This window comes from Streptomyces sp. NPDC056600 (assembly GCF_042792855.1).
In the GTDB taxonomy this organism is placed as follows: Bacteria; Actinomycetota; Actinomycetes; order Streptomycetales; family Streptomycetaceae; genus Streptomyces.
Window position 1 is genome coordinate 15718 of the sequence record NZ_JBHTVQ010000033.1, and the last position, 26783, is coordinate 42500.

A 26783-nucleotide genomic window follows, 5' to 3' on the forward strand; every position below is an offset into this window, starting at 1 on the left:
CCGCGCCGGACGTCCGGGCGGCGCCCCGCGCTCAGGTCACGGTGACCCTCGCTCCCGGCGGCCCGTGCCCACGTCGCGGCGCCCCGCGCTCAGGCCGCGGTCACCCCGCGGGCCGACGCGCGCCCTCATGTCGCCGTGCCGGTCGGCCCGCAACTGGTGTCGCTGTGCCGGTCGGCCCGCTCAGCTCGCCCCGCGGGTCACTCCACGGCCATGTGGAGGCGGAGCACCAGCTCGTCCGCCCCGGCGCGCAGCTCGACCAGGTCGCAGAGCTGGTGCATGATCCACACCCCGCGTCCGCCGTGCGGCGAACGCGGGTCGGGGCGGCGGCGGCCCACCAGCGGGTCGGTCAGCTGTCCGCCGTCGCGGATCTCGGCGACCAGCGAGTTCTCGTCGCGCCACATCCGCAGCGTGCCCCGCCCGCCGCCGTGCCGCACCGAGTTGCCGGCGGCCTCGCCGATGGCCAGCAGCCAGTCGGTGCGCCGGGCCGGTGAGAGCCCGCAGCGCGACGCCCAGTCCTCCGCGGTGCCGCGCGCCAGCGCCAGCTCGTGCTCGCCGAACTCGACCACCAGCGGGTCGACCGGGTCCGGGAGAGGGGTGTCGAAGGACCGGCAGACGTCCAGCGGGTCGGCGAAGTCGGGGCTGATCCGCTGGACGCCGTCCTCGGTCACCACCGGGTGGATGCGGCGGGCCGCCTCCAGCACCCGCTCGGGCAGCGTCACGTCGTACGGGCACAGCACGCTGACCCGGCGGCCGGCGAAGGCCAGGTTGACCAGGGCCTGGTGGCGCAGCGCCTCCACCGTCTCGAACGGCCCGCGCGCGGCGTACAACGGCTCGCCCACGATGGACGGCCGGGACTCCGAGCTCTCGTGCCGGTCCGCGAACTCGCGGAACAGGGACAGCAGGCGGCCCGGGTTGCGCCCCGCCTCCGTCATGTCCAGCCACGTGACGCGCTCGTCCAGGTCCGCCAGGTGCGCGCGCAGCCGCTCGAGCCGCGGCCCGGGGACCACGACCAGCGCCTGCGCGCCGCGGCCCAGGACGGCGGCGCGGACGAACCGGCCCACCGCGTCGAGGTACTCCGCCTCGGAGCGGTAGAAGAGCGCGGGGTGGAAGAGCCCGGAGCCGGGTCCTCGACCGGGCGGCTGCCGGAAGTACGTGGTGGTTCGGCTGTGTGTCGTCATCGCTCGGCGATCTCCACAGGGGTTCCGAGCTCGGGGAACAGTCCGAGTAGCCGTCGAAGGGGAGCGGGGGCGTGCAGCAGGCGCAGCCGTCCGTCGCGGCGGCGCCGGGCCGCCTCGACGAGCATGAACAGCGAGGCGACGTCCAGATGCCGGAGACCGGAGAGGTCCAGCTCGACGTCTCCGCCCGGGGAACCGGCCACCACGGCGGCGGCGGTGCGCACGGCGTGGCGGGTGTCGTACCCGGCCGAGCCGGACAGCTTCAGACCGGTGCGGCCGGGCAGCGGTTCCAGCCGCAGGACGGGATGCTCGACCGGCTGTCCGCCGTGGTGCAGGTGCGCCCCGGCCAGCAGGGCCAGCAGGTGCGCCGGAACGCGGCGGCGGTCGTAGAAGCACCACGCCGTGAGCGGCAGCGGTGCGAACACCTCGTGGTGGAGGCGGAGCTCGTACTCCAGCAGGCGGTCCGCCCCCGCCACGTCCTGTGCGCCCCAGGCCATCTCTCCGATCGCCCGCAGCCCGCGGTGTCCCTCCGCGAGCGCGGTGTCCATGGCCTGGTGCCAGAGGCCCATCATGGCGTCCGGGTCGAAGCGCGGCCCCGACAGGTAGGTGCGCTCCGCCGTGGTGACCACCAGGCGGCCCTCGGCCTCCGCCCGCGCCGCGTCGACGCCGGCGGACGCCAGCGCGCCCCTGACCCGGTCGGGGTCCGTGGTGGCCGCGAAGTACTGCACCTGCTCGCCGCGCTCGAACCCCGTGCGGACGAAGGGCACCAGATGGCCCGCCCACTCGCGGTCGTCGGAGAACACCACGCCGCTGTGACGACCCGTTTCCGGGGCCGACGGCGCGGGAACGGCGGCCGTGGAGGTCATGGCCATCTCGTCCGTCCTTCTCCGGAGCCCGTCTGTCCTGTCAGGCTGCCGAGGCGCCTGCCCCCGGCAGGATAACGAAGTGCAGACAGCCCCAATGCCCCGTTCCTTCGAACCCAAACGGGGCCGGACGGCTCATTTTCGCAGCGCGTCCACAGCCTGGTCCACATCGTCGTGGAATGTGAAGATCTGGTCCAGCCCCACGGTGTGGAACATCTGTCGCAGGTCAGAACCCAGTCCGCAGAGGGCCAGCGGCCGGCCGGCCCGCTCGGCGCGGTGGTGTGCGGTGACGAGCACGGTGATGCCTGTGGAGTCGCAGTAGGAGAGCCCGGTGAGATCGATCACGAGGCCGGTGGAGCGGGCGAGGTCCAGCTCGTCGAGGGCGCCCAGCAGGGCGCCGGCCGTGTGGTGGTCGAGTTCGCCGGTCGCCCGCAGAACGGCCGCGCCCGAGGGGTGCGTGTGCCGGTCGACGGTGAGGACGGGGTCGGTCTTGGTCACCGGTTCTCCTGGTGGGGGGGTGCGGATGTGACGGAGGACGGACGGCAGGAGCGGACGGACGGCCCGGCGGCCCTTCCGGCGGCGCCCGCCGCGGGTGACGCCGGTCGTGGACGACCGGCCCGGAAAGACCAGTGGGTTCGGCTTATCCTACGAAGCCTGTGGAATGTGTGTGGGGTTCCCGTGAACTCGCGACGGCGGGCGCGTCGCCGGTGTACGGGTGCTCGGTCGAGACGAAAGGCCCCTTCATGGCACGCTCCTTCTCCCCCGGTGGTTCCGCGTCGGCCGGGGCGGACGTGTTCGCCGCCGATCCGGAGGTCGGGCGCCACCTGGCCGCGGTCGACTGGGCGGAGACCCCGCTGGGGCCCCCGTCCGGCTGGCCGCAGAGCCTGCGCACGGCGGTGAGCATTCTGCTGTCCTCCCGGTTCTCGATGTGGATGGCGTGGGGCCCCGAACTGACGTTCTTCTGCAACGACGCCTACCGGCACGACACGCTGGGGCAGAAGTACCCGTGGGCGCTCGGACGGCCCGCCCGCGAGGTGTGGGCGGAGATCTGGGACACCATCGGTCCGCGCATCGGCACCGTCCTGTCCACCGGCCGGGCCACCTGGGACCAGGGGCTGCGGCTGTTCCTGGAACGGTCCGGTTACCGCGAGGAGACGTATCACACCTTCTCCTACAGCCCGCTGCGGGACGATGCCGGAGAGATCGTCGGCATGCTCTGTGTGGTCACCGAGGAGACCGAGCGGGTCATCGGCGAGCGGCGCATGGCCACCCTGCGCGACCTGGGGTCCGACCCCAGCGTGGTGCGCACCGAGCAGCAGATGCTGGACTTCGCCGCCCGCCAGCTCGGCCGCAATCCGCAGGACCTGCCGTTCACCCTCACCTACCTCTTCGACGACGGGCCCGACGCCGGCGGCACGCCCGAGGGCGCAGACGGCACCCAGGGCCGCCGTGTCCGCCTGGCCGGCGCCAGCGGCATCGAGCCGGGCCACCCCGTCGCCCCCCTCGCCCTGGCGCCCGGCGACGCCGCCCCGTGGCCCGCCGCCGGACCGGGCGAGGGCGCCGAGACGGTCGACCTCACCGCCCTCGCCGACGGCGCGGCGGAGCTGCCCCACGGGGCCTGGGAGGCACCGCCGACCGGGGCGCTGCTGGTGCCGCTGCCCCGGCAGGGCGGCGAGCCCTACGGATTCCTGGTGGCCGCGCTCAACCGGTACCGGCCGCTCGACGACGCCTACCGGTCCTTCGTCGAGCTGGTCGCCGGTCACGTCGCCGCGGGCATCGGCAGCGCCCGCAGCTACCGGGCGCAGCAGCGGCGGGCCGAGGAACTGGCCGAGCTGGACGAGGCGAAGACCGCCTTCTTCTCCAACGTCAGCCACGAGTTCCGCACCCCGCTCACGCTGATCATGGGGCCGCTGGAGGAACTGCGCAGCCGGCTGTCCGACGCCGACCCGTCGGTGCGCGACGAGCTGGACGTCGCCCACCGCAACGGCCTGCGAATGGGCCGTCTGGTCAACACGCTGCTGGACTTCTCGCAGATCGAGGCGGGCCGGATGCGGGCCGCCTTCGCGCCGGTCGACCTCTCCGCGACCACCGCCGACCTGGCCGGGGTGTTCCGCTCCGCCGTCGAGCGGGCCGGCCTCACCCTGGACGTCGACTGCCCGCCGCTGGACCAGCCGGTGCACCTGGACCGGTCCATGTGGGAGAAGGTCGTCCTCAACCTGCTCGGCAACGCCCTGAAGTTCACCTTCGAGGGCGGCATTCGGGTGGCGGTGCGCCGGGACGGCGACGAGGCGGTGGTGACCTTCGCCGACACGGGCGTCGGCGTCCCGGCGGACGAGGTGCCCCGGCTCTTCGACCGCTTCCACCGCATCCGGCACACCCGCGCCCGCTCCCACGAGGGCAGCGGCATCGGGCTGGCCCTGGTCAAGGAACTCGTCCAGCTGCACGGCGGGACGATCACCGCGGAGAGCACCGAGGGCCGCGGCACCGTCTTCACCGTCCGGCTCCGCCTCGGCACCGGCCACCTGCCCGCCGGCTCCCTCGTCCCCGCCGCCGCGTCCGTCCCCCTCACGGCGGACGCCCGCCCCTACGTCCAGGAGGCGCTGAGCGCCCTCCCCGACACCCCGGACACCGGGCCGGCGCCGACCGGCGCCGGCGCCATGGAGGGGAGCGACGCCCCGGCACCCGCCGGCGGCGGGACCCCCGCCGGGGGCCCGGCCGGGACCGGTGCCGAGGGCGGGCCCACCGCCGTGCCGGGCAGCGCCCCCGTGACCGCCGGGGCGGACGGACCCGGGGCCGCGGTGGCGCGGGGGACAGCCGGGGCCCGCGTCCTGGTCGCCGACGACAACGCCGACATGCGCGGCTACCTCACCCGCCTGCTGACCGGCGCCGGCTACCGGGTCCGCGCCGTCGGCGACGGCGTCGAGGCGCTGGAGGCCGCCCGCGCGGTGCAGCCCGACCTGATCGTCGGCGACGTGATGATGCCGCGGATGGACGGCCTCGCCATGGTCGGCGCGCTGCGCGCCGACAGCCGCACCGCGTCCGTGCCGGTGCTGCTGCTGTCCGCGCGGGCCGGGCAGGAGGCGTCCATCGAGGGCCTGGAGGCCGGCGCCGACGACTACCTGGTGAAGCCGTTCGCCGCCGCCGAGCTGCTGGCCAGGGTCCGGGCCAACGTGGAGCTGGCGCGGATGCGCGGCCGGCACGCCCGCTGGCGCGCGGCACTGGTCGACGCCCTGCAGGAGGCGTTCTTCGTCTGCGACGAGACCGGCACCATCCTCGAGGTCAACTCCGCCTACACCGAGATCCTCGGCTACGGCCCCGACAGCCTCCCCGGCCCGCACCGCCCCTGGGAGGAGACCGGCCACGACGCGCACGACCGGTGGGGCCAGGCGTTCCGCGAGGCGCTCTCCGGCCGCCCCGGCCGCTGCACCGTGGCCGTGGACCGCGCCGACGGCCGGCGGATCTGGGTCTCGGTCAGCTGCAACGAGGCCCGCGACCCCGACACCGGCCGCCGCGTCGTCGTCGGCACCTTCCGCGACGTCACCGCCGAGCACTACGCCGTGCAGCGGGACAGCGCCCTGGCCGCCCTCGGCCTGAGGCTCTCCCAGGCCGTCGGCCAGGACGAGGCGCTGGCCGGCGCGCTGGAGGAGCTCCAGCAGGTGTGGCGGGCCACCCAGGTCCTCGCCGTCGTCTTCGGCGACCGGCCCGAGCCCTGCGTCGCCGCCGCGGGCCACCCGTCCCCCGACGGGTGGGAGGGCCTGTCGGAGGAGGACCGGGCGGAACTCGCCGCGCTGCGCGACCGTCCCGCGCTCAGCCCGGTCGCCGACGGCAACCGCGCCCACATCGTGCTGGAGCACCCCGAAGGCCCGATGGTGCTCCGGGTGGACCTCGGAGGACGGCGGCCCTTCATCCCGGAGGACCAGCTGCTGCTGTCGCTGCTGGGCGGCCGCCTCGCGCAGGGCCTGACCCGCGCCCACCAGGTGGACCAGCACCGCCGCACCGCGCTCGCCCTGCAGCGCGCCATCCTCGGCCCGGCGCGGCTGCCGCAGGGTTTCGCCGTCCGCTACGAGCCGGCCGTCCCGCCCCTGGAGGTCGGCGGCGACTGGTACGACACGGTCGCCCTGCCGGACGGCCGCATCGGCATCGTCGTGGGGGACTGCGTGGGCCGCGGCCTGGACGCCGCCAGCGTGATGGGCCAGCTGCGCAGCGCCTGCCGGGCCCTGCTGCTCCAGGAGGCCGGGCCCGCCCGGACGCTGGCCGCGCTGGACCACTTCGCCGCGGGCATCCCCGGCGCGCTGTGCACCACCCTGTTCTGCGGGGTGCTCGACCCGAGGACCGGACGCCTGGTCTACGCCGGCGCCGGACATCCCCCGGGGATCCTGGCCGGGCCCGACGGCCAGGTGACCCTGCTCGACCAGGGCCGCTCGCTGCCGCTGGCGGTGCGGCCCGGCGCCGAGCGCCCCGAGGCGGAGTGCACGGTCCCGCCGCGCTCCACGCTGTTGCTGTACACCGACGGCCTGGTCGAGCGGCGCCGCCGCCCGCTGAGCGAGGGCATCCGCCTGGCCGGGGAGGCGCTCCAGGAGGGCCGGAACCTGCCCGCGGACGAGCTCGCCGCACGGGTCATGGACCTGCTCGCCCCCGAGGACGGCTACGACGACGACGTCGCCCTGCTGCTGTACCGCCACCCCGGGCCGCTGGAGCTGACCTTCCCGGCGCAGTCGTCGGAACTGGCGGTCACCCGCGGCACGCTGCGGGGCTGGCTGGCACGGTGCGACCTGCCGGAGGGGATGGCCCAGCAGGTCCTGGTCGCCGCAGGCGAGGCCTGCGCCAACGCGATCGAGCACGGGCACCGGGACAGCCCCGGCGGAGCCGTCCGGCTGCTGGCGGCGGCCGGCGCCGACGAGCTCAGCCTCACCGTCGAGGACAGCGGCCGCTGGAGGACGCCCACCGTGGAGGCGAGCCGCCACCGCGGGCGGGGACTCGCGCTGATGCGCGCCATGATGCAGGAGGTCACCGTCACGCCCGGCGAGACGGGGACCACGGTTCGGATGTGGACGAGGATCGCGAAATGACGCCGCTGACCGTGACCCCCGGCACCGCGCCCGGCGGGCGGCCACTGCTGACGGTGGCCGGAGAGATCGACCTCGGCAACGCGGGGCTGCTGGCCCGCGAGCTGGAGGCGCTGGAGACGGCCGACACAGCCGCCGAACGGGTGGTGGTCGACCTCACCGCCGTGGACTACCTGGACAGCGCCGGACTCAGCGTGCTGTTCGTCCACGCGGAAAGACTCGAGATCGTCGTCTCGTCGCTCCTGGAGCCGGTGCTGACGTACTCGGGCCTGACCGAGCTCGCCGTGGTCCGCGCGCCGTAGCGCGCGGGGTCCGCGGCGGGCGGCTCACGGCAGGGTGAGGATCTCGGCGCCGGTGTCGGTGACGACGAGCGTGTGCTCGAACTGGGCGGTGCGCAGCCGGTCCTTGGTGACCACCGTCCAGTTGTCGTCCCAGATCTCGTACTCGTACGTGCCCAGCGTCAGCATCGGCTCGATGGTGAACGTCATGCCCGGCTGCATCACCGTCGTGGCGTACGGGCTGTCGTAGTGCGGGATCACCAGGCCGGAGTGGAAGGACGAGTTGATGCCGTGCCCGGTGAAGTCGCGGACCACCCCGTAGCCGAACCGCTTGGCGTACGACTCGATGACCCGGCCGATCACGTTGATCTGCCGGCCCGGCCGCACCGCCTTGATCGCCCGGTTCAGCGCCTCCCGGGTCCGCTCCACCAGCAGCCGCGACTCCTCGTCGACGTCACCCACCAGGTAGGTGGCGTTGTTGTCGCCGTGCACCCCGCCGATGTACGCCGTGACGTCCAGGTTGACGATGTCGCCGTCGCGCAGCTCCGTCGAGTCGGGGATGCCGTGGCAGATCACCTCGTTGACGGAGGTGCACAGCGACTTGGGGAAGCCGCGGTAGCCCAGCGTCGACGGGTAGGCGCCGTGGTCGCACATGAACTCGTGCGCGACGCGGTCGAGTTCGTCGGTGGTGACACCCGGCGCGATGTGCTTGGCGGCCTCCTCCATCGCCTGCGCGGCGATCCGGCCGGCCACCCGCATCGCCTCGACGGTCTCCGGAGTCTGCACCTCGGGGCCGGTGTACGGCGTCGGCGCGGGCTTGCCGACGTACTCGGGCCGCCTGATGTTTCCGGGTACGGATCGGGTGGGAGAAAGCTCCCCTGGTACGAGCAGCGACTGGGCAGACATGCCTGCGAGTCTAACCAGCGGGGCATACGGCATCAGCCCGTGTGGACGAGGGAAGGAGACAGGCATGGCCCTGTTCAAGAAGCGCGCGGCCGGCAGGCCGGGCGAGTGGTACTACTGCCTGCAGCACAAGAAGGTCGAGGAGGGGCCCGAGTGCCCCGCCAAGGACCGGTTCGGCCCCTACGCCACCCGCGGCGAGGCCGAGCACGCCATGGAGACGGCCCGCGAGCGCAACCTCGAGTGGGAGAACGACCCCAAGTGGCACGACCCCGCGAAGCGCGGTGACCAGGAGTAGGGAGCCCGCCGGGAGACCCGGCGGGCCTACCAGCGCGGGGGCGGCGGCGCCGTCAGCTGGTCGGCGAGGCGGGACAGCCGGTCCCGGAACCTGCGCCGCCCGCGCGGCGCGGTCGCCGAGTTCTCCCCGGCCGCCGCGCTGACCAGGTGCTGCACGGTGTCCAGGTCGACGACGGCCTCCGCCCCGTCGACCGGGCCCAGCAGCTCGTGCGCCATCGCCGCCAGGTCCTCGTGCCCCTCCGGCCCTCCGGGGCCCTCGGCACGGGGACCGGCGAGCGCCAGCACCGTCGCCCCGGCGCGCCGGGCGTCGCGCACCCGCTCCAGCAGCTCGGGGCCCGTCGCGTCCGGAGCCACCACCAGCAGCGTCTCCCCGCGCCGCGCCGCCTCCAGGCGGCGGAGACCGACGGCCAGGTGTGCCGGGTCCGAGGCGCGCGCGGCGTGCCGCACCAGGGTGGGGGAGAGCTCCGGCGTCCCCGACCAGGCCGCCTCGTCGACCAGGTGAGCGGCCAGGTGCCACGGCTCGTAGGCGGGCGTGCCGACCAGCAGCAGCCCGCCGCCGTGCGAGACCACCGACCCGCGCAGCGCGCCCGCGAACCGGCGCGTCGCGTCCAGCCACTCCGTCCCGGCCAGGACCTCGCGCAGCAGTGCCACCCGTACGGCATCCATGCGGCGCATGGTGCCGCACACCGCCGCCGGCGGTCCCGGGTTCGCCGCCGATTCCCCCGAACTGACGGCCGGGACGGCGGGCGCTGACGTGGCCGCGTGCCCCGCCCGGTGCGGCGGCCCGGACCGGGCCCCGGCGCGCGGTTCGACGCCGTGATCGGCGCGCGGTTCGACGCGGTGCTCGACGCCGTGGCCGGCGCCGTGGTCGGCGCGGTGTCCGGTCCGGTGCCCGACACCGAGCCCACCGTGCCCGACGTGCCCGGTGACGTGATCCATCCCACCGCCGAGCGGGCGCTTTCCGCACGTAAAGTCAGGCGCATGACCACTACAGACAGTGCGCGCAACGATGCGCCCCACGCCGGGCAGAAGGCCCCCGCCAAGGACCCGTGGGACCTCCCCGACGTCTCCGGGATGACCGTCGGCGTCCTCGGCGGCACCGGCGACCAGGGCCAGGGCCTCGCCTACCGCCTCGCCCGGGCCGGCCAGAAGGTGATCATCGGCTCCCGCGCCGCCGACCGCGCCCGGGCCGCCGCCGAGGAGATCGGCCACGGCGTCGAGGGCGCCGACAACGCCGAGTGCGCCCGCCGCAGCGACATCGTGATCGTCGCCGTGCCGTGGGAGGGCCACGCCAAGACGCTCGAGTCGCTGCGCGAGGACCTCGCCGGGAAGCTGGTCGTCGACTGCGTGAACCCGCTGGGTTTCGACAAGAAGGGCGCCTACGCGCTCGAGGTCGAGGAGGGCAGCGCCGCCCAGCAGGCCGCCGCGCTGCTGCCGGACTCCCGCGTCACCGCCGCCTTCCACCACCTCTCCGCCGTCCTGCTCAAGGACCCGGAGATCGAGGAGATCGAGACGGACGTGATGGTGCTCGGTGAGGAGCGCGCCGACGTCGAGATCGTCCAGGCGCTCGCCGGCCGCATCCCCGGCATGCGCGGCGTCTTCGCCGGCCGCCTGCGCAACGCCCACCAGGTGGAGGCGCTGGTCGCCAACCTGATCTCGGTCAACCGCCGCTACAAGGCGCACGCGGGACTGCGACTCACCGACGTGTGACGGCCGGGGGGCGCGAGCGCGGACAGGGGCATGGGGGACACTGGAGGCACGGCAGTCAGCAGCTGCCGCCCGTCCACGTAGCACCAGGAGCGACCCCCATGCCCCGCCCCCGCCTCGCCCTCTACGCCTTCGTCGTGTGCGTCCTGTCCGTGGTCGCCGCCGTCGTCTCCTTCGTCGAGGGCACCTGGGGCCTGGGCATCGTGTGGGTGCTGCTGGCCGGCCTCTCCTCGAACATGTGCTGGTACTACTACAAGCGGACGAAGGCGGAGCGCGGGCACTCGGCCACCCGCTGAGCCCCTGACCTTCGGCGCGTCGCACCACCCGCGCGGCGTCGCCGCGGCCCCCCCGGGGACGGCTCCGGTGCGGGGGACGTCCTCGGCCGATGGAGAATGGGGCCGTGCGCTTCCGAGTCCTCGGCACCATCCAGGCCATCCGCCCCGACGGCACGTCCGTACCGGTCGGCGGCGCGAAGCTGCGCACCCTGCTGACCCTGCTGGCGCTGCGGCCCGGCCGCGCGGTCCCGGTGTCCGTCCTGGTCGACGAGGTCTGGGCGGACGATCCCCCGGCCGACGCCACGGGCGCGCTGCAGGCCCTGGTGGGGCGGCTGCGGCGCCTGCTCGGCCCCGGGGCGGTGGCCTCCGCGGACGGCGGCTACCTGCTGGACGCCCGGCCCGACGACGTCGACCTGTACCGCTTCGAGCGGCTCACCGCCGACGGGCTGCGGGCGCTGGCCGACGGCGACCCGGCCAAGGCGGCGGAGACCCTCGACGAGGCCCTCGCCCTCTGGCGCGGCCCCGCCCTCGCCGACCTGCCGCACCCCGGCGCGGAGGCCGCCCGCTGGGAGGCCCGCCGCCTGGACGCCCGCCGGGCCCGCCTCACCGCCGCGCTGTCCCTCGGCGAGGCCGCCGCCGTCCTGCCCGACCTCACCGCCCTGTGCGAGGCGCACCCCCTGGACGAGCCGCTGCAGGCGCTGCGGCTGCGCGCCCTCGCCGCCGCGGGCCGCCCCGCCGAGGCACTCGCCGCCTACGAGGGCCTGCGCCGCCACCTCGCCGACACCCTCGGCGCCGACCCCGGCCCCGCCCTCCGCGCCACCCACGCGGACCTGCTGCGGCCCGCGCCCGCCTCCGCCCGCCCGCGCCACGAGGCCGGCCCGTCGGGGGAGTCCGCCGCCGCGCCACGCCAGGAGCGGGAGCGGGAGCGGGACCAGATCCAGCCCGGCGTCCAGTCCGACGTTCGGTCCGGCGTCCAGCCCGGCGTCCGGTCCGTCGCCGGGAGCGCGCCGCCCGCCGCCCGGGCCGGCGACGGCCCGCTTCCGGGCAGCCCGCCGCACGACGGACGGGCACACGCCGACGAGGCCCCGGCCCACCCGCTCCCCGGCAACCTCCGCGCCCGCCTGACCAGCTTCGTCGGTCGCGACCCGGAGATCCAGGCCATCCACCGCGACCTCCGGGCGTCCCGGCTGGTCACGCTCCTCGGCCCCGGCGGCGCGGGCAAGACCAGGCTGTCCCAGGAGGCGGCCGAGACCCTCCACGACCTCGACCGCGACCGCGACGGCGTCTGGCTCGCCGAACTCGCCCCGGTCACCGTCCCCTCCGCCGTCCCGGAGGCCGTCCTCACCGCCGTGGGCGGGCGGGAGACGACCCTGTACGCGGCGGGCGCCGAGGAGATGCGCGTGGTCTCGGAGCGCAGGAACGACGCCCTGGAGCGGCTCGCCGAACACTGCTCCCGCCGCCGCATGGTGCTGATCCTCGACAACTGCGAGCACGTCGTCGACGCCGCCGCCCGGCTCGCCGAGGAACTCCTGGCCCGCTGCCCGCACCTCACCGTGCTCGCCACCAGCCGGGAACCGCTGGGCGTGCCCGGCGAACTCGTACGCCCCGTCGAGCCCCTCCCGGAGCCCCACGCGCTGCGCCTGCTCGCCGACCGCGGCGCCGCCGCCCGCCCCGGCTTCACCCCCGACTCCGACCCGGACACCGCCGTGGCCTGCGCGGAGATCTGCCGCCGCCTCGACGGCCTGCCGCTGGCCATCGAACTCGCCGCCGCCCGACTGCGGATGCTCACCCCCCGCCAGCTGGTCGGCCGGCTCGACGACCGGTTCCGCCTGCTCACCTCCGGCAGCCGCACGGCGCTGCCCCGCCAGCAGACCCTGCGGGCCGTCGTCGACTGGTCCTGGGACCTCCTCGACGAGGACGAACGCGCCGTCCTGGCCCGCCTGTCCGTCTTCTCCGGCGGCTGCGACCTCGACGCCGCCGAAGCGGTGTGCGGGCCCGCCGCCCTCGACGCCCTGGGCTCCCTGGTCGACAAGTCACTCGTCGTGGCGGCCCCTTCGCCCCTCTCGCCCCACGCGGGGATGCGCTACCGGCTCCTGGAGACCGTCGCCGAGTACGCCCGCGAACGCCTCGACGAGGCCGGGTCCCAGCAGGCGGCGGCCCGCGCCCACCTCACGTACTACCGCGAACTCGCCCGCACCACCGACCCGTTGCTCCGCGGAAGGCGACAGAGCGCGGCGATCGCCCGGCTGGAGACCGAGTACGAGAATCTCCGCACCGCCATGCGCACCGCGGTCGCGCACGGCGACGAGCAGGAGGCGCTCTGCCTCTTCCACTCCCTCGCCTGGTACTGGCAGATGCGCGACCAGCGGTCCGAGGCCCGCGGCTGGGCGCAGCAGGTCCTCGCGCTCGGACCCGACCCGTTCGCCCGCCCCGTCCGCAAGGCCGTCCCGCTGTGGGAACGCCCGGTCGACGCGCCGCCCCCGATGACCGGGGAGGCCCTGTGGGAGGCCCGCCGCGGCGTCCACCTGGTCCACCTCGCCAGCATGGACATAGGCGCCGAACTCGGCGAGTGGCAGAGCCCCGCCGGACAGGACAAGCTGCGCGCCATCACCGAGGTGTACGAGCCCGGCATGCCGCAGGTCTGCCGTTCCCCGGGCTCCATGTGGTTCTTCGCGCTGCTGCTGACCGGTCAGGCCGACCGGCTTCAGGACGTCGTCCAGTCCGCCGAGCGCACCTGCCGCAGCAGGCCCGGAATGGAGTGGGAACTCGCCACCAGCCTGCACCTGCAGGCCAGCCTGTACGCCAACCGCCCCGACATGAACGGCGACCCGGTCGCCCGCGCCGACGAGGGACTGGAGATCTTCCGGCGCCTGGGCGACGACTGGGGCGTCGCCGAGGCGCTGTCCGGACGCGGCGACGCCCTGCAGAACGCCGGCGCGTTCGAGGAGGCCGCCGCCACCTTCGAGGAGGCCGTGGAACTCGCCGAGCGGATCGGCGCACACGCCCAGGTGAACGTGCTCCGCGCCCGCCTGGGCGCGCTGTTCCTGGAGACGGACCGGCCGGAGCGTGGCGAGCGGATCCTGCGGGAGGTGCTCCGGCAGGAGAGCGGCGGCCGGGACGCGGGCGTGGCCGCCCGGATCACCCTGATCAGCTGGCTGGGCGTCTCCGGCCACGTCGACGAGGCGCGGGACCTGCTGGCGGACCTGCGCGCGGAGTTCCCCGCCGCCGGGTTCGCCGCCTTCTCCGCCTTCATCGACGGCGGGGAGGCCTGGCTGGACATCGCCGACGGCCGGTGGGGCGAGGCGCTCCGGCGGATCCGGGGCGCCCTCGTGTCCGCGAACGACGTGCTGGCGCAGACGGTGGCCCCGCAGATCGGCCCTCACCTGCTCGTGCTCGGCGCCGCGGTCCTCGCCGGGGACGACGGCGGCCGGCGCGCGGCGGACGGCGCCCGGTGTCTCGGCGCGGCCGAGGAGCACGCGCCGGCCGGCCACGTCAGCACGGTGATGGAGCGCGAGATCTGCCGCCGCGCCCGCGAGGCCGTCCGCGCCGCTCTCGGCGACGAGGCGTTCGAGGCCGCCCACGCCGAAGGCCGCGGCCTCTCCCTGGAGGAGGCCGCGGCCCTGGTGTGACGCTGGTCGGCGCATGGGCCGCTCCGATCAGTCCCGCGTGGTGAACTTCCGGATCGCGTACGGCGCCATGACCGCCGTCAGCAGCGCCGTCCAGCCCAGCGTGACCCACATGTCGCGGGCCACCGGGCCGCCGACCATCAGGCCGCGGGAGGCGTCCGCCAGGCAGGACAGCGGGTTCCAGTCGGCGAAGGCCTCCAGCCAGCCGGGCATCGAGGACGTCGGGGCGAACAGCGACGAGCCGAACTGCAGCGGCATCATCACCAGGAAGCCCAGCGCCTGGACCGACTGCGCGCTCTTCGCGGTGACGCCGAGCGCGAGGAAGACCCACATCAGGGAGATGCCGAAGAGCATCGACAGACCCACCGCGGCCAGCAGCCCCAGCGGGCGGTCGATCTCGAAGCCGACCAGCAGCGAGACCAGCAGCAGGATCACCGTGGAGATCAGCACCCGCAGCTGCTCGACCGCGATCTTGGCGAACAGCACCGATCCCCGCCCGATGGGCAGCGAGCGGAAGCGGTCCATGACGCCCTTCTCGATGTCCTGGTTGAAGCCGGTGCCCACCGACATCGACATCGACAGCGCCATCATGGCGAGCATGCCCGGCACCAGGTACTGGACGTACTCCTCCCGGCCGCCGCCCAGCGCCATCCCGATCGAGCCGCCGAAGACGTAGACGAACAGCAGGGTGAAGACGATTGGCATCAGCACGGCGTCGAACATCGACTCCGGGTCCTGGCGGATCCACAGCAGGTTCCGCCGCATCAGCGCGCCGGTGTGCCGCAGGTGGCCGCGCAGGCCGATGTGGTCGTCGGCCAGGTCACGCGCCGGGGAGGCGGCGGGGACGGGCGCGGCGGTGGTGGTGGCGCTCATACGGCGGCCTCCTCGAGCTTCGGGTCGGAGCCTTCGCCGGCCTGGGCGTCGGCGGCATCGGTACCGGAGGACGTGTCGGACGCCTTGTGTCCGGTGAGGGAGAGGAAGACCTCGTCCAGGCTGGGCAGTTCGGTGACGACCGAGGCCAGGGCGATCCCGGCCGAGGAGGCCGCCGCCAGGACCGTGGTCAGCTGCTCGTCGCTGAGCACGGGCACCCGCACCGAGCCGCTCTCGGCGTCCACCGCGACGGTGGCGAGGCCGGTGACGCCCAACCCGTCCAGGGTGGCGGCCAGTGGCTGGAGGTCGGCGCGGGCGGCGGGCCGGATCCGCAGCGAGCGGCCGCCCACCTTGGCCTTCAGCTCGTCGATGCCGCCGCCCGCGACCACGCGGCCGCGGTCCATCACCGCCAGCTCGCCGGCCAGCTGCTCGGCCTCCTCCATGTACTGGGTGGTGAGCAGCACGGTCACGCCCTCGCCGACCATCCGCTTCACCTCGTCCCACACCTCGTTGCGGGTGCGCGGGTCCAGGCCGGTGGTCGGCTCGTCCAGGAAGAGGACCTGCGGCCTGCCGATCATCGAGGCCGCCAGGTCCAGGCGGCGGCGCATGCCGCCGGAGTAGGTGGAGGCGGGCCGGCGGGCGGCGTCGGTGAGGGAGAAGCGTTCCAGCAGCTCGTCCGCGCGGGCCCGGGCGGCCTTGGACGGCAGGTCCAGCAGGCGGCCGATCAGGTACAGGTTCTCCCGCCCGGAGAGCTTCTCGTCCACCGAGGCGTACTGCCCGGTCAGGCCGATCACCCGGCGCACCCGGCGCGGCTGCCGCAGGACGTCGATCCCGGCGACCGTCGCCCGGCCCTCGTTGGGGACGATCAGCGTGGACAGGATGCGGACCAGGGTCGTCTTGCCGGCGCCGTTGGGGCCGAGCACCCCGAGGACGGTGCCCTCTCGGACGTCCAGGTCCACGCCGTCCAGCGCGCGGGTCTCGCCGTACCTCTTCGTGAGCCCCCGTACCGAGACCGCGGGGGCGGGCGTCTTGTCGTCGTCGCGTGTCATGGCTCCACGCTGTCAGGCGGCGCCGACACCGCGCCGACATTTTCCCGACAGCCGGCCGGCTGGGGAGCGGCGTGGAGGCCGCCCGCCGACAGTCCGTCGACTGCCGGGTCCGGGAAGGCCGACAGCCCGCCGACTGTCGGGTCCGGGAAGGCCGACAGCCCGCCGACGGGGGGATCGGCGGGCTGTCCTCTCAGTGGCCTGTCGGGCGCGCGGCCCCGTGCGGTGCGACGGGGCCCCGCCTGCCGGGATCAGTGGACGGAGTGCTCCTCCAGCGGGAACGTTCCGCCCACGACCTCCTCGGCGTACGCCTTCGCGGCGTCGCCCATCACGCGGCGCACGTCCGCGTACTGCTTGACGAACTTCGGGACCCGCCCGGGGGTGAGGCCCATCATGTCCGTCCACACCAGCACCTGCGCGTCGCACTCCGGCCCGGCGCCGATGCCGACCGTCGGGATGTGCAGCGTGGTGGTGACCTCGGCGGCCAGCTCGCGCGGCACCAGCTCCAGCACCACCGCGAAGGCGCCGGCGTCCTGCACGGCCTTGGCGTCGCGCAGCAGCTGCTGGGCGGCCTCCTCGCCGCGGCCCTGCACCCGGTAGCCCATGGCGTTGACCGACTGCGGGGTCAGGCCGATGTGGGCCATCACCGGGATGCCGGAGTCGACCAGGAGCTTGATCTGCTCGTGCGAACGCTCCCCGCCCTCCAGCTTGACGGCCGTGGCGCCGGACTCCTTGATCAGGCGCATCGAGGAACGGAGCGCCTGCACGGGGCCCTCCTGGTACGAGCCGAACGGCAGGTCCGCCACGACCATCGCGCGACTGGTGCCGCGGACCACGGCGGCGGTCAGCATGACCATCTGGTCCAGCGTGACGGGCACGGTGGTGTCGTAGCCGAGGTGGCAGTTTCCGGCCGAGTCGCCGACCAGCAGCACCGGGATCCCGGCCTCGTCGAACACGGACGCGGTCATCGCGTCGTAGGCGGTCAGCATCGGCCAGCGCTCGCCGCGCTCCTTGGCCAGTGCGATGTCGCGGACGGTCACCCGGCGGTTGCTCTTGCCGCCGTACAGCGACATCTCACCGCGCGACCTGCCACCGCCGTCAGGGCTCTTCTGGGCAGCCTGAAGCTGCGTCATGGAACGGCTCCTTCATCGTCATCTCGAGGCGCCCTCACGGCGTCCCCGGACCATTTCCATGGTTGCACCTGACACGCGACAGGAGAAGAGGGGGGAGCGGGATGTGCGGTTTGTGTCACGGACGGTGGTTTCGGCGGCCCATCGGTGGAACCCGTTCCTCCCGGTTGGTCGTCCCACCCCTTGTAAGGCGCCGCGTGACGGGAGATGCTCCCGAGCGCCCGGCGGGACGGAAACCGGACATGGCCTAGGGTCGTAGACACGCGTACGACGCGTACAGCGTGTAGGACCCACTGGTACGGACGGTGTGCACGGCAGGTGGTGAGGCGGCGGATGACGCAGCAGGCGGTGGCGGCGGAGACGGACGGGGCCGACCGGGATCCCCGGCGCCCAGGCCGGATGCGGCGCCTGGCCCACCGCTGGGTGTGCCGCTTCGTCGGGGACGGACTGGCCGGGCCCGGCATCTGGCGGCGCGGCCTGGTCCTCGCGGCCTGCGCCCTGGTCCTCGCCGCCGCGATGCGGCTGCACGCCCACGTGCCCAACGCGATCGGCAACGTCGGCAGTCTCGCCGAGACGTTCCTGCCGTGGTTCGGACTGCTCGTCCCGGTGATCCTGCTGGCGGCCCTGGTGCGCCGCTCGGCCACCGCGGTGATCGTCGGCCTGCTGCCCGCCTTCGTGTGGGCCGGGCAGTTCGGCGGGCTGCTGTCGGACAAGACCGACCCGACGGCCGACGGCGACCTCACCGTCGTCACCCACAACGTCAACGCGCAGAACGTCGACCCCGCGGGGACCGCCCGCGAGGTGGCGGCGCTGGGGGCCGACCTGGTGGCCCTGGAGGAGCTGACCGAGTCGGCGGCCCCGGTCTACGAGCGGACCCTGGCCTCCACCTACCGCTACCACTCGGTGCAGGGCACCGTCGGCCTGTGGAGCAAGTACCCGCTGCGCGAGGTCGAGCCGGTGGACATCAGGCTCGGCTGGACCCGCGCCATGCGCGCCACCGTCGAGGCCCCCTTCGGCGACGTGAAGGCCTACGTCGCCCACCTGCCCTCGGTGCGGGTCCGGCTGGACGCCGGCTTCACCGCCCGCGAGCGCGACCGCAGCGCCGACGCGCTCGGCGAGGCCGTGGCCAAGGAGCGGCAGGAGCGGGTCGTGCTGCTCGGCGACCTCAACGGCACCATGAACGACCGGGCGCTGCGGGCGGTCACCTCGCAGATGCGCTCCACCCAGGGCGCGGCGGGCAGCGGCTTCGGCTTCAGCTGGCCGGCGTCGTTCCCGATGGCCCGGATCGACCAGATCATGGTGCGCGGCGTCGAGCCGGTGAGTTCGTGGACGCTCCCGGAGACCGGCAGCGACCACCTGCCGGTGGCGGCGCGCGTGACCGTACGCTGACACGTGTCCGTAGGCTGACATACGACACGTACGCATACCTACCGCCGCACACCCACCGCCCTCCGGTGCCGCCCTCCGGCACGCACCGCCATCCGCACCCGCGCTCCCGCCCGTACCGCCGCCCGTACTCCGGCACGCGTGCCACCTGGCCACCCCTGACATCCACGGCACCTGATACGAACTGTTCACCGTTTCAGTGGGCGCAACAGCCCGCGACCTCTGAAATACTGATGCCCCGGGTTTTGTTTCGGAGTGGAACATACTCCTCGCGGAGCCCGTCACACCGGCCGTGACCACCCCTGCTGAAAGGCACACGCCCCATGCCACTGGCCCTGCTCGCCCTCGCTGTAGGCGCCTTCGGAATCGGTACGACCGAGTTCGTGATGATGGGCCTGCTGCCCCAGGTCGCCGCCGACCTCGGGGTCTCGATCCCCTCCGCCGGACACCTGATATCCGCCTACGCCCTGGGCGTGGTCGTCGGCGCGCCCCTGCTCGCCGCCGTGACCGCCCGCATGGAACGCCGCCAGGTCCTGCTCTGGCTGATGGGCCTGTTCATCGTCGGCAACGGCCTCTCCGCGCTCGCCCCCGACCACACCTGGCTGCTCGGCGCGCGCTTCCTCAGCGGCCTGCCGCACGGCGCCTTCTTCGGCGTCGGCTCGGTCGTCGCCACCACCCTCGTCGCCCCCGAGAAGCGGGCCCGGTCGGTGGCCACCATGCTCACCGGCCTCACCGTCGCCAACATCGTCGGCGTCCCGGTCGGCACGCTGCTCGGCCAGCAGTTCGGCTGGCGGGCCACCTTCGGCGCGGTCTGCGTGATCGGTCTCGCCGCGGTCGCCGCCCTGTTCTTCCTCGTGCCGCAGGAGAAGCGCACCGCGCACGCCGCCCCGCCGGTCGGCCTGCGCGGCGAACTGGCCGCGCTGCGGTCCGTCTCCGTCTGGCTGGTCCTCGGCACCACCATCGTGGGCAGCGGGGCGCTCTTCTCCGCCTTCAGCTACATCACGCCCATGCTGACCGACGCCGCCGGCTACGCCGAGGCCTCCGTGACCCTGGTCCTCTCGCTGTTCGGCGTGGGCGCCACCGTCGGCAACCTGCTCGGCGGCCGCCTCGCCGACCGGTCGCCCAGCGGCACGGTCTTCGCCGGTCTCGGCGCCGTCACCGTCACGCTGCTGTTCTTCCCCCTGCTGATGGACACCAGGGCGGGCGGCGCGGTCGCGGTGCTGCTCCTGGGCGTCACCGCCTTCACCCTGGGCGCGCCGCTCCAGCTGATGGTGATGACCCGCGCCGCCAGCGCCCCCTCGCTGGCCTCCTCGGCCAACCAGGCCGCCTTCAACCTGGCCAACGCCGGCGGCGCCTGGATCGGCGGCCTCGCCCTCAGCGCCGGCCTCGGTGTGACCTCGCCCGCCCCGGTGGGCTCGGTGCTGGCCGTCCTCGGCATCGGCGTCGCGGCGCTCTCCCTGCTCGCCGACCGCCGCGAACGCCGCACGGGACGGGTGGTCGCCACCCACCTGCCGGCCCCCGAGAGCACCCGCGCACGGGCGGAGGCGGAGTAGGGGCGCCACCAGCGGGTTACCCCAGCGGGTTACCGTTGCCGTATGCGTCTTCTCCGCTCCACCGACCTGGCCCTGCGCGTCCTGATGCGCCTCGCCACGGTCGCGGAGGACGCCACCCCGACGACGCGTGAGGTCGCCGAGGCCGTCGCCGTTCCGTACACCCACACCACCAAGGTGGTCGCGGAACTCCAGCGCATGGGCCTGGTCGACGCCCGGCGCGGGCGGGGCGGCGGCCTCTCCCTCACCGCCGTGGGCCGCACCGCGTCCGTCGGCGCGGTGGTGCGCGCCTTCGAGGGCGACGGCGAGGTCGTCGACTGCGAGGGCGGCGCGACGCCCTGCCCCGTCCTCCCGGCCTGCCGCCTGCGCGGCGCCCTCCGCCAGGCCCAGGAGGCGTTCTTCGCCTCCCTGGACCCCCTGACCGTCTCCGACATGGTCACCACCCCGGCGGGCCCCCTGCTGCTGACCCTGGCCCCACCGCCGGCCCGGACCTGACACGACGCGTGAGGGCCCCCGCTCCACCGGAGCGGGGGCCCTCACGCGTCACGCCGACGTGCCGTCCGTCAGCCCTGGCCGAGCCAGAGGTCGGGCCCGAACACCTCGTAGTGGATGTCCGAGGCCGGCAGGCCCTTGGCCAGCAGCTGCGCCCGCACCGCCCGCATGAACGGCAGCGGCCCGCACAGGTACGCGTGCGTCCCCGGAGCCACCGTCACCTCGTCGAGGTCCACCAGCCCGGCGTGCGCGCCCTCGGGTGCGTCCGCCTCGTACCAGAGGTGCAGCGACGCGTCGGCGAGCTCCGCCACTGCGGCCTCCTGGCCGGCGCGCAGCGCGTGCGTCGCGGGGGAGCGGTCGGCGTGCACGACCGTCACCGCACCCTTGTGCCCGGACTCCGCCAGGTACCCCAGCATCGCCGCGACCGGTGTGACGCCGATGCCCGCAGAGGCCAGCAGCAGCGGCGCGTCCCCGTCCTCGATCACCAGGTCGCCGAAGGGCGCCGAGATCCGCAGCACGTCGCCCGCGCGCACGTGGGCGTACAGGTGGTTGGAGACCTCGCCCTCCGGCGCGCTCCCGTCCTCCGCGACCCGCTTGACGGTGAACTGCCGAACCCCGGCCCCCGGGGCCGAGGACAGGCTGTACTGACGGATCTGGTGCGCCCCGTCCGCCAGCTCCACCTGCACGGACACGTACTGGCCGGCCTTGAAGGCGGGCGCCGGGCGCTCGTCGGCCGGGCGGATCCGGAAGGTGGCGACGTCCGCCGTCTCCTCGACCCGCTCCACGACCTCCCACTCACGCCACTCGTGCGCGCCCTGCTCCTCGTAGAGCCGCTTCTCGATCGCGATCAGCGCGTTGGCCATCAGCCAGTAGACCTCGTCCCAGGCCGCCGCCACCTCGGGCGTGACGGCCTCGCCGAGCACCTCCACGATCGCCGCGAACAGGTGCTCGTGCACGATGTCGTACTGGTCCGGCTGCACGCCCAGCGAGGCGTGCTTGTGGGCTATGCGGGCCAGCATCGCGTCGGGCCGCTCGTCGGGGCGGTCCACCAGGTAGGTGGCGAATGCCGCGATGGAGCCCGCCAGCGCCTGCTGCTGGCTCTTCGCCGCCTGGTTGCCGCGGTTGAACAGGTCGCGCAGCAGCACCGGGTGGGCCGTGAACAAGCCGTCGTAGAACCGGGTGGTGATCTCGTTGATGGCCGCCCCGACGGCGGGAAGGGTGGCGCGCACGGTGGCGGCGGACTGCTCGGACAGCATGGGAGGCCTCCTGAATGCCTTGATCTGGCACGCGAGACGTTAGTGAAACTTGCATCTGAGATGCAAATTAACGGTGCGGGTGTGTGAGCAATCTGTAATGTGCCGTGCGCACCGGCCCGCGGCCACCACCGAGCAGCCCTTCATCGACCCCCGCAGAGCCCTTCCGGAGGGCCCGGAGATCGGGTATGGCGAGCCCCGGGGCAAGATGTCAGGCTGGTGCCCGACACGCGGCGCCCGCCCGCACGCGGTCCGCCCGCAACGCAGGCGAAACCCACGTGTGGTGGTATGGGCCAGGCGGGCCGGATCAAGAAGATGGGGAAGCACACAATGGACAAGCAGCAGGAGTTCGTGCTCCGCACGCTCGAGGAGCGCGACATCCGCTTCGTACGCCTGTGGTTCACGGACGTGCTGGGCTTCCTCAAGTCCGTCGCCGTGGCCCCGGCCGAGCTGGAGCAGGCCTTCGACGAGGGCATCGGCTTCGACGGCTCCGCCATCGAGGGCTTCGCCCGGGTGTACGAGTCCGACATGATCGCCAAGCCGGACCCGTCGACCTTCCAGGTGATCCCCTGGCGCGCCGAGGCCCCCGGCACGGCCCGGATGTTCTGCGACATCCTCATGCCGGACGGTTCCCCGTCCTTCGCCGACCCGCGCTACGTCCTCAAGCGGGCCCTCGCCAAGGCGTCCGACCAGGGGTTCACCTTCTACACCCACCCCGAGATCGAGTTCTTCCTCCTGAAGAACAAGCCCACCGACGGCACCCCGCCCACCCCAGCCGACTACTCCGGCTACTTCGACCACACCCCGCAGAACGTGGGCATGGACTTCCGCCGCCAGGCGATCACCATGCTGGAGTCGATGGGCATCTCCGTCGAGTTCTCCCACCATGAAGGCGGCCCCGGCCAGCAGGAGATCGACCTCCGCTACGCCGACGCCCTCTCCACGGCCGACAACATCATGACCTTCCGCCTCGTCATGAAGCAGGTCGCCCTCGAACAGGGCCTCCAGGCCACCTTCATGCCCAAGCCGTTCTCGGAGTTCCCCGGCTCCGGCATGCACACCCACCTCTCCCTCTTCGAGGGCGACCGCAACGCCTTCTACGAGTCCGGCGCCGAGTACCAGCTCTCCAAGGTCGGCCGCTCCTTCATCGCCGGCCTGCTGCGCCACGCCGCCGAGATCTCCGCGGTCACCAACCAGTGGGTCAACTCCTACAAGCGCATCTGGGGCGGCTCCGAGCGCACCGCCGGCGCGGGCGGCGAGGCCCCCTCCTACATCTGCTGGGGCCACAACAACCGCTCCGCCCTGGTCCGCGTCCCCATGTACAAGCCCGGCAAGACCGGCTCCGCCCGCGTCGAGGTCCGCTCCATCGACTCCGGCGCCAACCCGTACCTCACCTACGCCGTCCTCCTCGCCGCCGGCCTGCGCGGCATCGAGCAGGGTTACGAGCTCCCCCCGGGCGCCGAGGACGACGTCTGGGCCCTCTCCGACGCCGAACGCCGCGCCCTCGGCATCGAACCCCTCCCCCAGAACCTCGGCGAGGCCCTCACCCTCATGGAGCGCAGCGACCTCGTCGCCGAGACCCTGGGCGAGCACGTCTTCGACTTCTTCCTCCGCAACAAGCGACAGGAGTGGATCGAGTACCGCTCCGAGGTCACGGCCTTCGAGCTGCGCAAGCACCTGCCGGTGCTGTAGGGGCAGGTCAGGCGCGGTTTCACGCGCCGCAATGGTGAGGGGCGGTGGTCGATCGACCACCGCCCCTCAGCCGTTCCGAAGCCCTTTCAGCGGCCTTGGGCCGTCTCTGGGCCGTGAGAATTCGCGGCGGAGCCCGCGGCCGGGCCGTCCTGGGCCGTCCCGTACAGGGCGTCCACGGCCCGCCGCGCCCGGCCGTCGCTGCTCGGCATCAGGTGCGTGTAGACCCGCAGCGTGAACCCCGGATCGGTGTGCCCGAGGTAGTGGCTGAGCGCCTTGACGTTCTCGCCCGCGTCCAGGAGCACCGAGGCGTAGAAGTGCCGCAGCGCGTGCATCCCGTGCTCCCGCGCGGCGGGGTAACGGCGCCGGTCGGGCTCCCGTTCCTCGATCACGCCGGCCGAGGCGAGGGCGGGCTTCCAGACCCGGTCGTTGAAGTCCGTCCGCCGCACCGCCCCGGAGCCGTCGAGGCTGCGGAAGAGCAGGAGCTTGGTCACTGGCCGCCCGTCCGGCCTGCCCCACGGCAGCGTGACGGCGACGGGTGGGAAGTCCTCCCGGTGCCGCTTCAGTGCCGCGGCCACACTGGCGGGCAGTGGAACGTCCCTCGCCTTGTTCCGCTTGGGCGGAGCGAACACGAGACGTCCGCCGACGAGTTTGACCTGCTGGGCCACGTGCACCCAGCCCGTGTCGAACCGGACCTCTTCCTCGGGCAGCCCGAAGATCTCCCCCTGCCGCAACCCGCAGCCGGCGCCCAGGTCCAGAGCGGCCTGATACTGCCGGGGGAGTGCCGCCCGCACGGCGAACGTGCGCTCCGTGCTCCACGGGATGACCCGCCCCACCCCACGCTCGGGCGGTCGCACCGACCGCGCATGGCACGGGTTCCTCCTCAGGTGCCCGTCGTCGACCGCCGCGTTGAGGATCGAGGAGACGCTGTTGTAGATCACCCGCCGGTACGAGGAGGCAGGGACCTTCTGTTCCAGCTCGGCCAGCCAGGCACGGACGTGCTCCGGCTTGAACGACCCCAGTGGCCGGGAGCCGAGGTACGGGATCGCGTGCCCCTTGATCTGCGAGACGACGGACTCCCGTGTGGTTGGGTCGGTCGTCTGCGAGGCCAGCCACTTCTCCGCGTACCGGCCGAACGTCTCCCGGCCCGCGTTCGGCTCATGATGATGCCCACCCGCCATATCCGCCTCGACCTGACTCAACCAGAGCTCGGCCTCGCGCTTCCTGCGGTCCGGGAAGGCCTTGGAACGCTCCGTGCCGTCCGGGCCGACATAACGGGCCCGGTAGCGGCTCCCGTGCCCGTGGCGCTCTGTCTTGACGCGCTGCGGCTTGCCGCCGTCGGGGTCGGGGACCGTCTTGTACCAGCGGTCCTGGATGTGCCCCGCCATCAGGCGATCCCCACTGTCATCTGCTGCTCGATCCAGGCGCGGACGTCCTGTGGGTCGTACCGCAGGTGCCGGCCGACCCGGAAGCCGCGCGGTCCGGTGCGCTTGCGCCGCCACTGGTAGACCGTCTCCACGGGGACGCCCAGGAGCTCGGCGAGGTCGACGGGCGTCAGGAAACGTGCGGGCAGTACGTCGCTCATGCCGCCACCCCCGTCGCGGCTGCGGCGAGTTCCTCGCGGGCGGTGCGTCGGTTGAGTGCGATGCCGCGGGCGATGGTGGCGGCGAGGACGGACTCACCGGGGCTGTGGCCGTGGCCGGCGTAGCGCCAGTCGGCGAGGACGAGGGTGGTGTCGGGGTCGTGCTCCTCGAGGCCGAGGACGGCGCGTTCCTGGGCGGCGCGGTAGTCGGCACGGGCCTGGCGGAGGGCGCCGAGGGTGGTGGAGTAGCGGCGGGACTTGGAGCTGAAGTGGCCGCGGAAGCCGAGCATGTGGGCCCAGGCCCAGAGGCGGCGGTCGGGGTAGAGGGGGTCGAGGGTCTTGCAGGCCTCGATGAGACGGCGGGCGTGGGGCGGGACCTGGTGGCGGTCGAGCTCGCCGAGTTCACCGATGCGGCGGTCGAGGGTGCCGGTGGTCTCAGCGGCCTTGGTGGCGTACTTGGCGATGTAGGAGGCGACGGCCTGCTCGGTGACGTCGTCGGTGCGGTCGCCGAAGGCGTGGATGGGGCGGACGTCGAGCTGGGAGCCCCACTGGAAGCGACGCTCGGGCCGGTGGGCTGCGGGTGGGAGGGTGACGGTCGTGTAGGGGTGGGCGGCGGCCGCCTTGATGGCGTTGGTGAGCAGCTCTGTGGTGGCCCAGGCCGGGGGCCGACTCCCCGGTCCTGCGGGGCCGTCGAGCCGGACCACGGCGTGGAAGTGGACCGCTCCGCGTTTCTGGAACTCGGCGACCTTGGCGTAGGACAGCCGCACGTACTCGGGGAGTTCGCGGCGGGTGATGCCAGCGGCGAGGGCGAGTTCGCGCCGGAGCCGGTTGGTGAAGCGGTGCCAGAGTTCGCCGGCCAGGTTGTTGAAGAGGGCGGCGCCCTCGTAGTCGTAGCGGTCCGGGTCGAGTGGGGTGCCGAGGGCGGGATCGGCCTCGGGATGCTGGGTGCCGCAGCGGCAGCGGCCGGAGCCGGGCCGGTTGTGAACCGGGCCGAAGGAGGGTGCGGTGAGGGTGAGGAAGACGCGCGGGCGTTCGCGGACGGCGGCCGGGATGGCTCGGCGGTCGTCTCCAGCGAGGCCGGCGCGGATGAGGTGGAAGGTGTCGCCCGCGTACGTCCAGGCGCAGGACGGGCAGCGGGAGGCGCGGCGGTTGCCGCAGGCGATGCGCAGACGGCCACCCGGCTCGGCGTCGGTCGAGTAGCGGTGCAGGGTGCCGCCGCTGGTCTTGTCCTGGGTGGCGGTCCAGCCGGACAGGTGGATCGGGTTCGCGCAGCCGCCGGTGCGGTGGACCTGCTCGCGCCAGCGGTCGAAGCCGTCGGCCGAGGCGACCCGGAGCAGGTCGCCGAGCGTCAGCCGGTCGAGGGTGGGCGGGGTGAGGGTCGCGAGGTCAGACACGGACCGCCTCCGCGTGCTTGCGGGCGGACCGGCGGACGGTGCCGAGACCGCTGCAGAGGCGGCAAATGATCCGCCGGGTGCGACGGTTGCCGTTGGCGTCACGGCCGCGGAGGGTCACGGTGACGGCGGCGAAGCCGTCGCAGCACGGGCAGAGTGGCTGTGCGGTGTGGGCGGAATCGGTCATGATGAAGGCTCCGAATCTTT

Annotated in this window: 23 protein-coding genes; 10 read left to right on the forward strand and 13 right to left on the reverse strand. The window is 73.9% G+C overall.

The window, feature by feature from the left end; all coding sequences use genetic code 11:
- Positions 1-197 precede the first annotated feature (197 nt).
- The 3 genes from ACFRAV_RS17880 to ACFRAV_RS17890 all read right to left on the reverse strand — a co-directional run bounded on the left by ACFRAV_RS17880 (position 198) and on the right by ACFRAV_RS17890 (position 2536).
- Positions 198-1178, reverse strand: a complete 981-nt coding sequence (locus tag ACFRAV_RS17880) for an anti-sigma factor RsbA family regulatory protein (protein WP_382556534.1) — start codon at positions 1176-1178, stop codon at positions 198-200.
- A complete protein-coding gene (locus ACFRAV_RS17885; RefSeq protein ID WP_382556536.1) occupies positions 1175-2047 on the reverse strand; it encodes an MEDS domain-containing protein in 873 nt (290 codons plus the stop codon). Before ACFRAV_RS17885 ends, ACFRAV_RS17880 begins: the two co-directional genes overlap by 4 nt.
- A 126-nt stretch (positions 2048-2173) precedes the next feature.
- Complete coding sequence (locus ACFRAV_RS17890; protein WP_382556539.1) at positions 2174-2536, reverse strand: STAS domain-containing protein; 363 nt, start codon at positions 2534-2536, stop codon at positions 2174-2176.
- 245 nt (positions 2537-2781) lie between these two features.
- Between ACFRAV_RS17890 and ACFRAV_RS17895 the strand changes: the two genes are divergently transcribed.
- Positions 2782-7107, forward strand: a complete 4326-nt coding sequence (locus ACFRAV_RS17895) for a SpoIIE family protein phosphatase (RefSeq protein ID WP_382556541.1) — start codon at positions 2782-2784, stop codon at positions 7105-7107.
- On the forward strand, positions 7104-7406 hold the full coding sequence (locus ACFRAV_RS17900) for an STAS domain-containing protein (protein WP_382556544.1): 303 nt from the start codon (positions 7104-7106) through the stop codon (positions 7404-7406). The genes ACFRAV_RS17895 and ACFRAV_RS17900 overlap by 4 nt, the downstream gene beginning before the upstream one ends.
- A gap of 24 nt (positions 7407-7430) precedes the next feature.
- Here the strand turns inward: ACFRAV_RS17900 and map are convergent, their stop codons facing one another.
- Positions 7431-8288: a type I methionyl aminopeptidase gene (gene map, locus ACFRAV_RS17905; RefSeq protein ID WP_382556546.1), complete on the reverse strand. Its 858-nt coding sequence runs from the start codon at positions 8286-8288 to the stop codon at positions 7431-7433.
- Positions 8289-8352: 64 nt separating this feature from the next.
- On the opposite strand from map, the gene ACFRAV_RS17910 reads away from it, so the two are divergent.
- Positions 8353-8580 carry a hypothetical protein gene (locus ACFRAV_RS17910; protein ID WP_382556549.1) on the forward strand — a complete coding sequence of 76 codons (228 nt, stop codon included), beginning with the start codon at positions 8353-8355 and terminating at the stop codon, positions 8578-8580.
- A 26-nt stretch (positions 8581-8606) separates the two neighbouring features.
- Here the strand turns inward: ACFRAV_RS17910 and ACFRAV_RS17915 are convergent, their stop codons facing one another.
- The gene (locus ACFRAV_RS17915) at positions 8607-9245 is read right to left on the reverse strand and encodes a hypothetical protein (RefSeq protein WP_382556552.1); all 639 of its coding nucleotides are present in this window, start codon (positions 9243-9245) and stop codon (positions 8607-8609) included.
- 315 nt (positions 9246-9560) lie between these two features.
- Between ACFRAV_RS17915 and npdG the strand changes: the two genes are divergently transcribed.
- The 3 genes from npdG (at position 9561) to ACFRAV_RS17930 (ending at position 14190) form a co-directional block, all read left to right on the forward strand.
- Positions 9561-10289 carry an NADPH-dependent F420 reductase gene (npdG, locus tag ACFRAV_RS17920; RefSeq protein WP_351117848.1) on the forward strand — a complete coding sequence of 243 codons (729 nt, stop codon included), beginning with the start codon at positions 9561-9563 and terminating at the stop codon, positions 10287-10289.
- A 98-nt stretch (positions 10290-10387) separates the two neighbouring features.
- Positions 10388-10582 (forward strand): hypothetical protein, encoded by a 195-nt coding sequence (locus ACFRAV_RS17925; protein WP_108953707.1) that lies wholly within the window; start codon positions 10388-10390, stop codon positions 10580-10582.
- An 89-nt stretch (positions 10583-10671) separates the two neighbouring features.
- Positions 10672-14190, forward strand: coding sequence for a BTAD domain-containing putative transcriptional regulator (locus ACFRAV_RS17930; RefSeq protein WP_382556555.1), 3519 nt, complete (start codon positions 10672-10674; stop codon positions 14188-14190).
- A 27-nt stretch (positions 14191-14217) separates the two neighbouring features.
- On the opposite strand, the gene ACFRAV_RS17935 is transcribed toward ACFRAV_RS17930, so the two are convergent.
- From ACFRAV_RS17935 to panB, 3 genes are all read right to left on the reverse strand, one after another.
- Positions 14218-15060, reverse strand: a complete 843-nt coding sequence (locus ACFRAV_RS17935; RefSeq protein ID WP_382556558.1) for an ABC transporter permease — start codon at positions 15058-15060, stop codon at positions 14218-14220.
- The gene (locus ACFRAV_RS17940) at positions 15057-16106 is read right to left on the reverse strand and encodes an ATP-binding cassette domain-containing protein (RefSeq protein WP_382556561.1); all 1050 of its coding nucleotides are present in this window, start codon (positions 16104-16106) and stop codon (positions 15057-15059) included. The genes ACFRAV_RS17935 and ACFRAV_RS17940 overlap by 4 nt, the downstream gene beginning before the upstream one ends.
- A gap of 248 nt (positions 16107-16354) precedes the next feature.
- Entirely contained in the window at positions 16355-17236 is an 882-nt protein-coding gene (gene panB / locus ACFRAV_RS17945) for a 3-methyl-2-oxobutanoate hydroxymethyltransferase (RefSeq protein WP_382556563.1), read from the reverse strand.
- Positions 17237-17632: 396 nt separating this feature from the next.
- Here panB and ACFRAV_RS17950 point away from each other — a divergent pair, with 396 nt between their 5' ends.
- The 3 genes from ACFRAV_RS17950 (at position 17633) to ACFRAV_RS17960 (ending at position 20664) form a co-directional block, all read left to right on the forward strand.
- Positions 17633-18622 carry an endonuclease/exonuclease/phosphatase family protein gene (locus ACFRAV_RS17950; protein ID WP_382556661.1) on the forward strand — a complete coding sequence of 330 codons (990 nt, stop codon included), beginning with the start codon at positions 17633-17635 and terminating at the stop codon, positions 18620-18622.
- 320 nt (positions 18623-18942) lie between these two features.
- Positions 18943-20172, forward strand: coding sequence for an MFS transporter (locus ACFRAV_RS17955; protein WP_382556566.1), 1230 nt, complete (start codon positions 18943-18945; stop codon positions 20170-20172).
- A gap of 42 nt (positions 20173-20214) precedes the next feature.
- The gene (locus ACFRAV_RS17960) at positions 20215-20664 is read left to right on the forward strand and encodes an RrF2 family transcriptional regulator (protein ID WP_382556569.1); all 450 of its coding nucleotides are present in this window, start codon (positions 20215-20217) and stop codon (positions 20662-20664) included.
- Positions 20665-20732: 68 nt separating this feature from the next.
- On the opposite strand, the gene ACFRAV_RS17965 is transcribed toward ACFRAV_RS17960, so the two are convergent.
- Positions 20733-21917, reverse strand: coding sequence for a globin domain-containing protein (locus ACFRAV_RS17965; RefSeq protein WP_382556571.1), 1185 nt, complete (start codon positions 21915-21917; stop codon positions 20733-20735).
- 327 nt (positions 21918-22244) lie between these two features.
- Between ACFRAV_RS17965 and ACFRAV_RS17970 the strand changes: the two genes are divergently transcribed.
- Complete coding sequence (locus ACFRAV_RS17970; protein ID WP_108954063.1) at positions 22245-23606, forward strand: glutamine synthetase family protein; 1362 nt, start codon at positions 22245-22247, stop codon at positions 23604-23606.
- 86 nt (positions 23607-23692) lie between these two features.
- On the opposite strand, the gene ACFRAV_RS17975 is transcribed toward ACFRAV_RS17970, so the two are convergent.
- The 4 genes from ACFRAV_RS17975 to ACFRAV_RS17990 are packed head-to-tail and all read right to left on the reverse strand — an operon-like array spanning position 23693 to position 26763.
- A complete protein-coding gene (locus ACFRAV_RS17975; RefSeq protein WP_382556573.1) occupies positions 23693-24991 on the reverse strand; it encodes a tyrosine-type recombinase/integrase in 1299 nt (432 codons plus the stop codon).
- On the reverse strand, positions 24991-25188 hold the full coding sequence (locus ACFRAV_RS17980) for a helix-turn-helix domain-containing protein (protein WP_382556575.1): 198 nt from the start codon (positions 25186-25188) through the stop codon (positions 24991-24993). Before ACFRAV_RS17980 ends, ACFRAV_RS17975 begins: the two co-directional genes overlap by 1 nt.
- On the reverse strand, positions 25185-26579 hold the full coding sequence (repSA, locus tag ACFRAV_RS17985) for a replication initiator protein RepSA (protein WP_382556577.1): 1395 nt from the start codon (positions 26577-26579) through the stop codon (positions 25185-25187). Before repSA ends, ACFRAV_RS17980 begins: the two co-directional genes overlap by 4 nt.
- Positions 26572-26763: a hypothetical protein gene (locus ACFRAV_RS17990; protein ID WP_382556580.1), complete on the reverse strand. Its 192-nt coding sequence runs from the start codon at positions 26761-26763 to the stop codon at positions 26572-26574. The genes repSA and ACFRAV_RS17990 overlap by 8 nt, the downstream gene beginning before the upstream one ends.
- Positions 26764-26783: the final 20 nt, after the last annotated feature.

Excerpts from the sequence above, each read along its gene's own strand:
- ACFRAV_RS17880 (WP_382556534.1), bottom strand. The coding sequence starts at position 1,178 with ATGACGACACACAGCCGAACCACCACGTACTTCCGGCAGCCGCCCGGT.
- ACFRAV_RS17885 (WP_382556536.1), bottom strand. The coding sequence starts at position 2,047 with ATGGCCATGACCTCCACGGCCGCCGTTCCCGCGCCGTCGGCCCCGGAA.
- ACFRAV_RS17895 (WP_382556541.1), top strand. The coding sequence starts at position 2,782 with ATGGCACGCTCCTTCTCCCCCGGTGGTTCCGCGTCGGCCGGGGCGGAC.
- ACFRAV_RS17900 (WP_382556544.1), top strand. The coding sequence starts at position 7,104 with ATGACGCCGCTGACCGTGACCCCCGGCACCGCGCCCGGCGGGCGGCCA.
- map (WP_382556546.1), bottom strand. The coding sequence starts at position 8,288 with ATGTCTGCCCAGTCGCTGCTCGTACCAGGGGAGCTTTCTCCCACCCGA.
- ACFRAV_RS17910 (WP_382556549.1), top strand. The coding sequence starts at position 8,353 with ATGGCCCTGTTCAAGAAGCGCGCGGCCGGCAGGCCGGGCGAGTGGTAC.
- ACFRAV_RS17915 (WP_382556552.1), bottom strand. The coding sequence starts at position 9,245 with ATGGATGCCGTACGGGTGGCACTGCTGCGCGAGGTCCTGGCCGGGACG.
- npdG (WP_351117848.1), top strand. The coding sequence starts at position 9,561 with ATGACCACTACAGACAGTGCGCGCAACGATGCGCCCCACGCCGGGCAG.
- ACFRAV_RS17925 (WP_108953707.1), top strand. The coding sequence starts at position 10,388 with ATGCCCCGCCCCCGCCTCGCCCTCTACGCCTTCGTCGTGTGCGTCCTG.
- ACFRAV_RS17930 (WP_382556555.1), top strand. The coding sequence starts at position 10,672 with ATGGAGAATGGGGCCGTGCGCTTCCGAGTCCTCGGCACCATCCAGGCC.
- ACFRAV_RS17935 (WP_382556558.1), bottom strand. The coding sequence starts at position 15,060 with ATGAGCGCCACCACCACCGCCGCGCCCGTCCCCGCCGCCTCCCCGGCG.
- ACFRAV_RS17940 (WP_382556561.1), bottom strand. The coding sequence starts at position 16,106 with ATGACACGCGACGACGACAAGACGCCCGCCCCCGCGGTCTCGGTACGG.
- panB (WP_382556563.1), bottom strand. The coding sequence starts at position 17,236 with ATGACGCAGCTTCAGGCTGCCCAGAAGAGCCCTGACGGCGGTGGCAGG.
- ACFRAV_RS17950 (WP_382556661.1), top strand. The coding sequence starts at position 17,633 with ATGCGGCGCCTGGCCCACCGCTGGGTGTGCCGCTTCGTCGGGGACGGA.
- ACFRAV_RS17955 (WP_382556566.1), top strand. The coding sequence starts at position 18,943 with ATGCCACTGGCCCTGCTCGCCCTCGCTGTAGGCGCCTTCGGAATCGGT.
- ACFRAV_RS17960 (WP_382556569.1), top strand. The coding sequence starts at position 20,215 with ATGCGTCTTCTCCGCTCCACCGACCTGGCCCTGCGCGTCCTGATGCGC.
- ACFRAV_RS17965 (WP_382556571.1), bottom strand. The coding sequence starts at position 21,917 with ATGCTGTCCGAGCAGTCCGCCGCCACCGTGCGCGCCACCCTTCCCGCC.
- ACFRAV_RS17970 (WP_108954063.1), top strand. The coding sequence starts at position 22,245 with ATGGACAAGCAGCAGGAGTTCGTGCTCCGCACGCTCGAGGAGCGCGAC.
- ACFRAV_RS17975 (WP_382556573.1), bottom strand. The coding sequence starts at position 24,991 with ATGGCGGGGCACATCCAGGACCGCTGGTACAAGACGGTCCCCGACCCC.
- ACFRAV_RS17980 (WP_382556575.1), bottom strand. The coding sequence starts at position 25,188 with ATGAGCGACGTACTGCCCGCACGTTTCCTGACGCCCGTCGACCTCGCC.
- ACFRAV_RS17990 (WP_382556580.1), bottom strand. The coding sequence starts at position 26,763 with ATGACCGATTCCGCCCACACCGCACAGCCACTCTGCCCGTGCTGCGAC.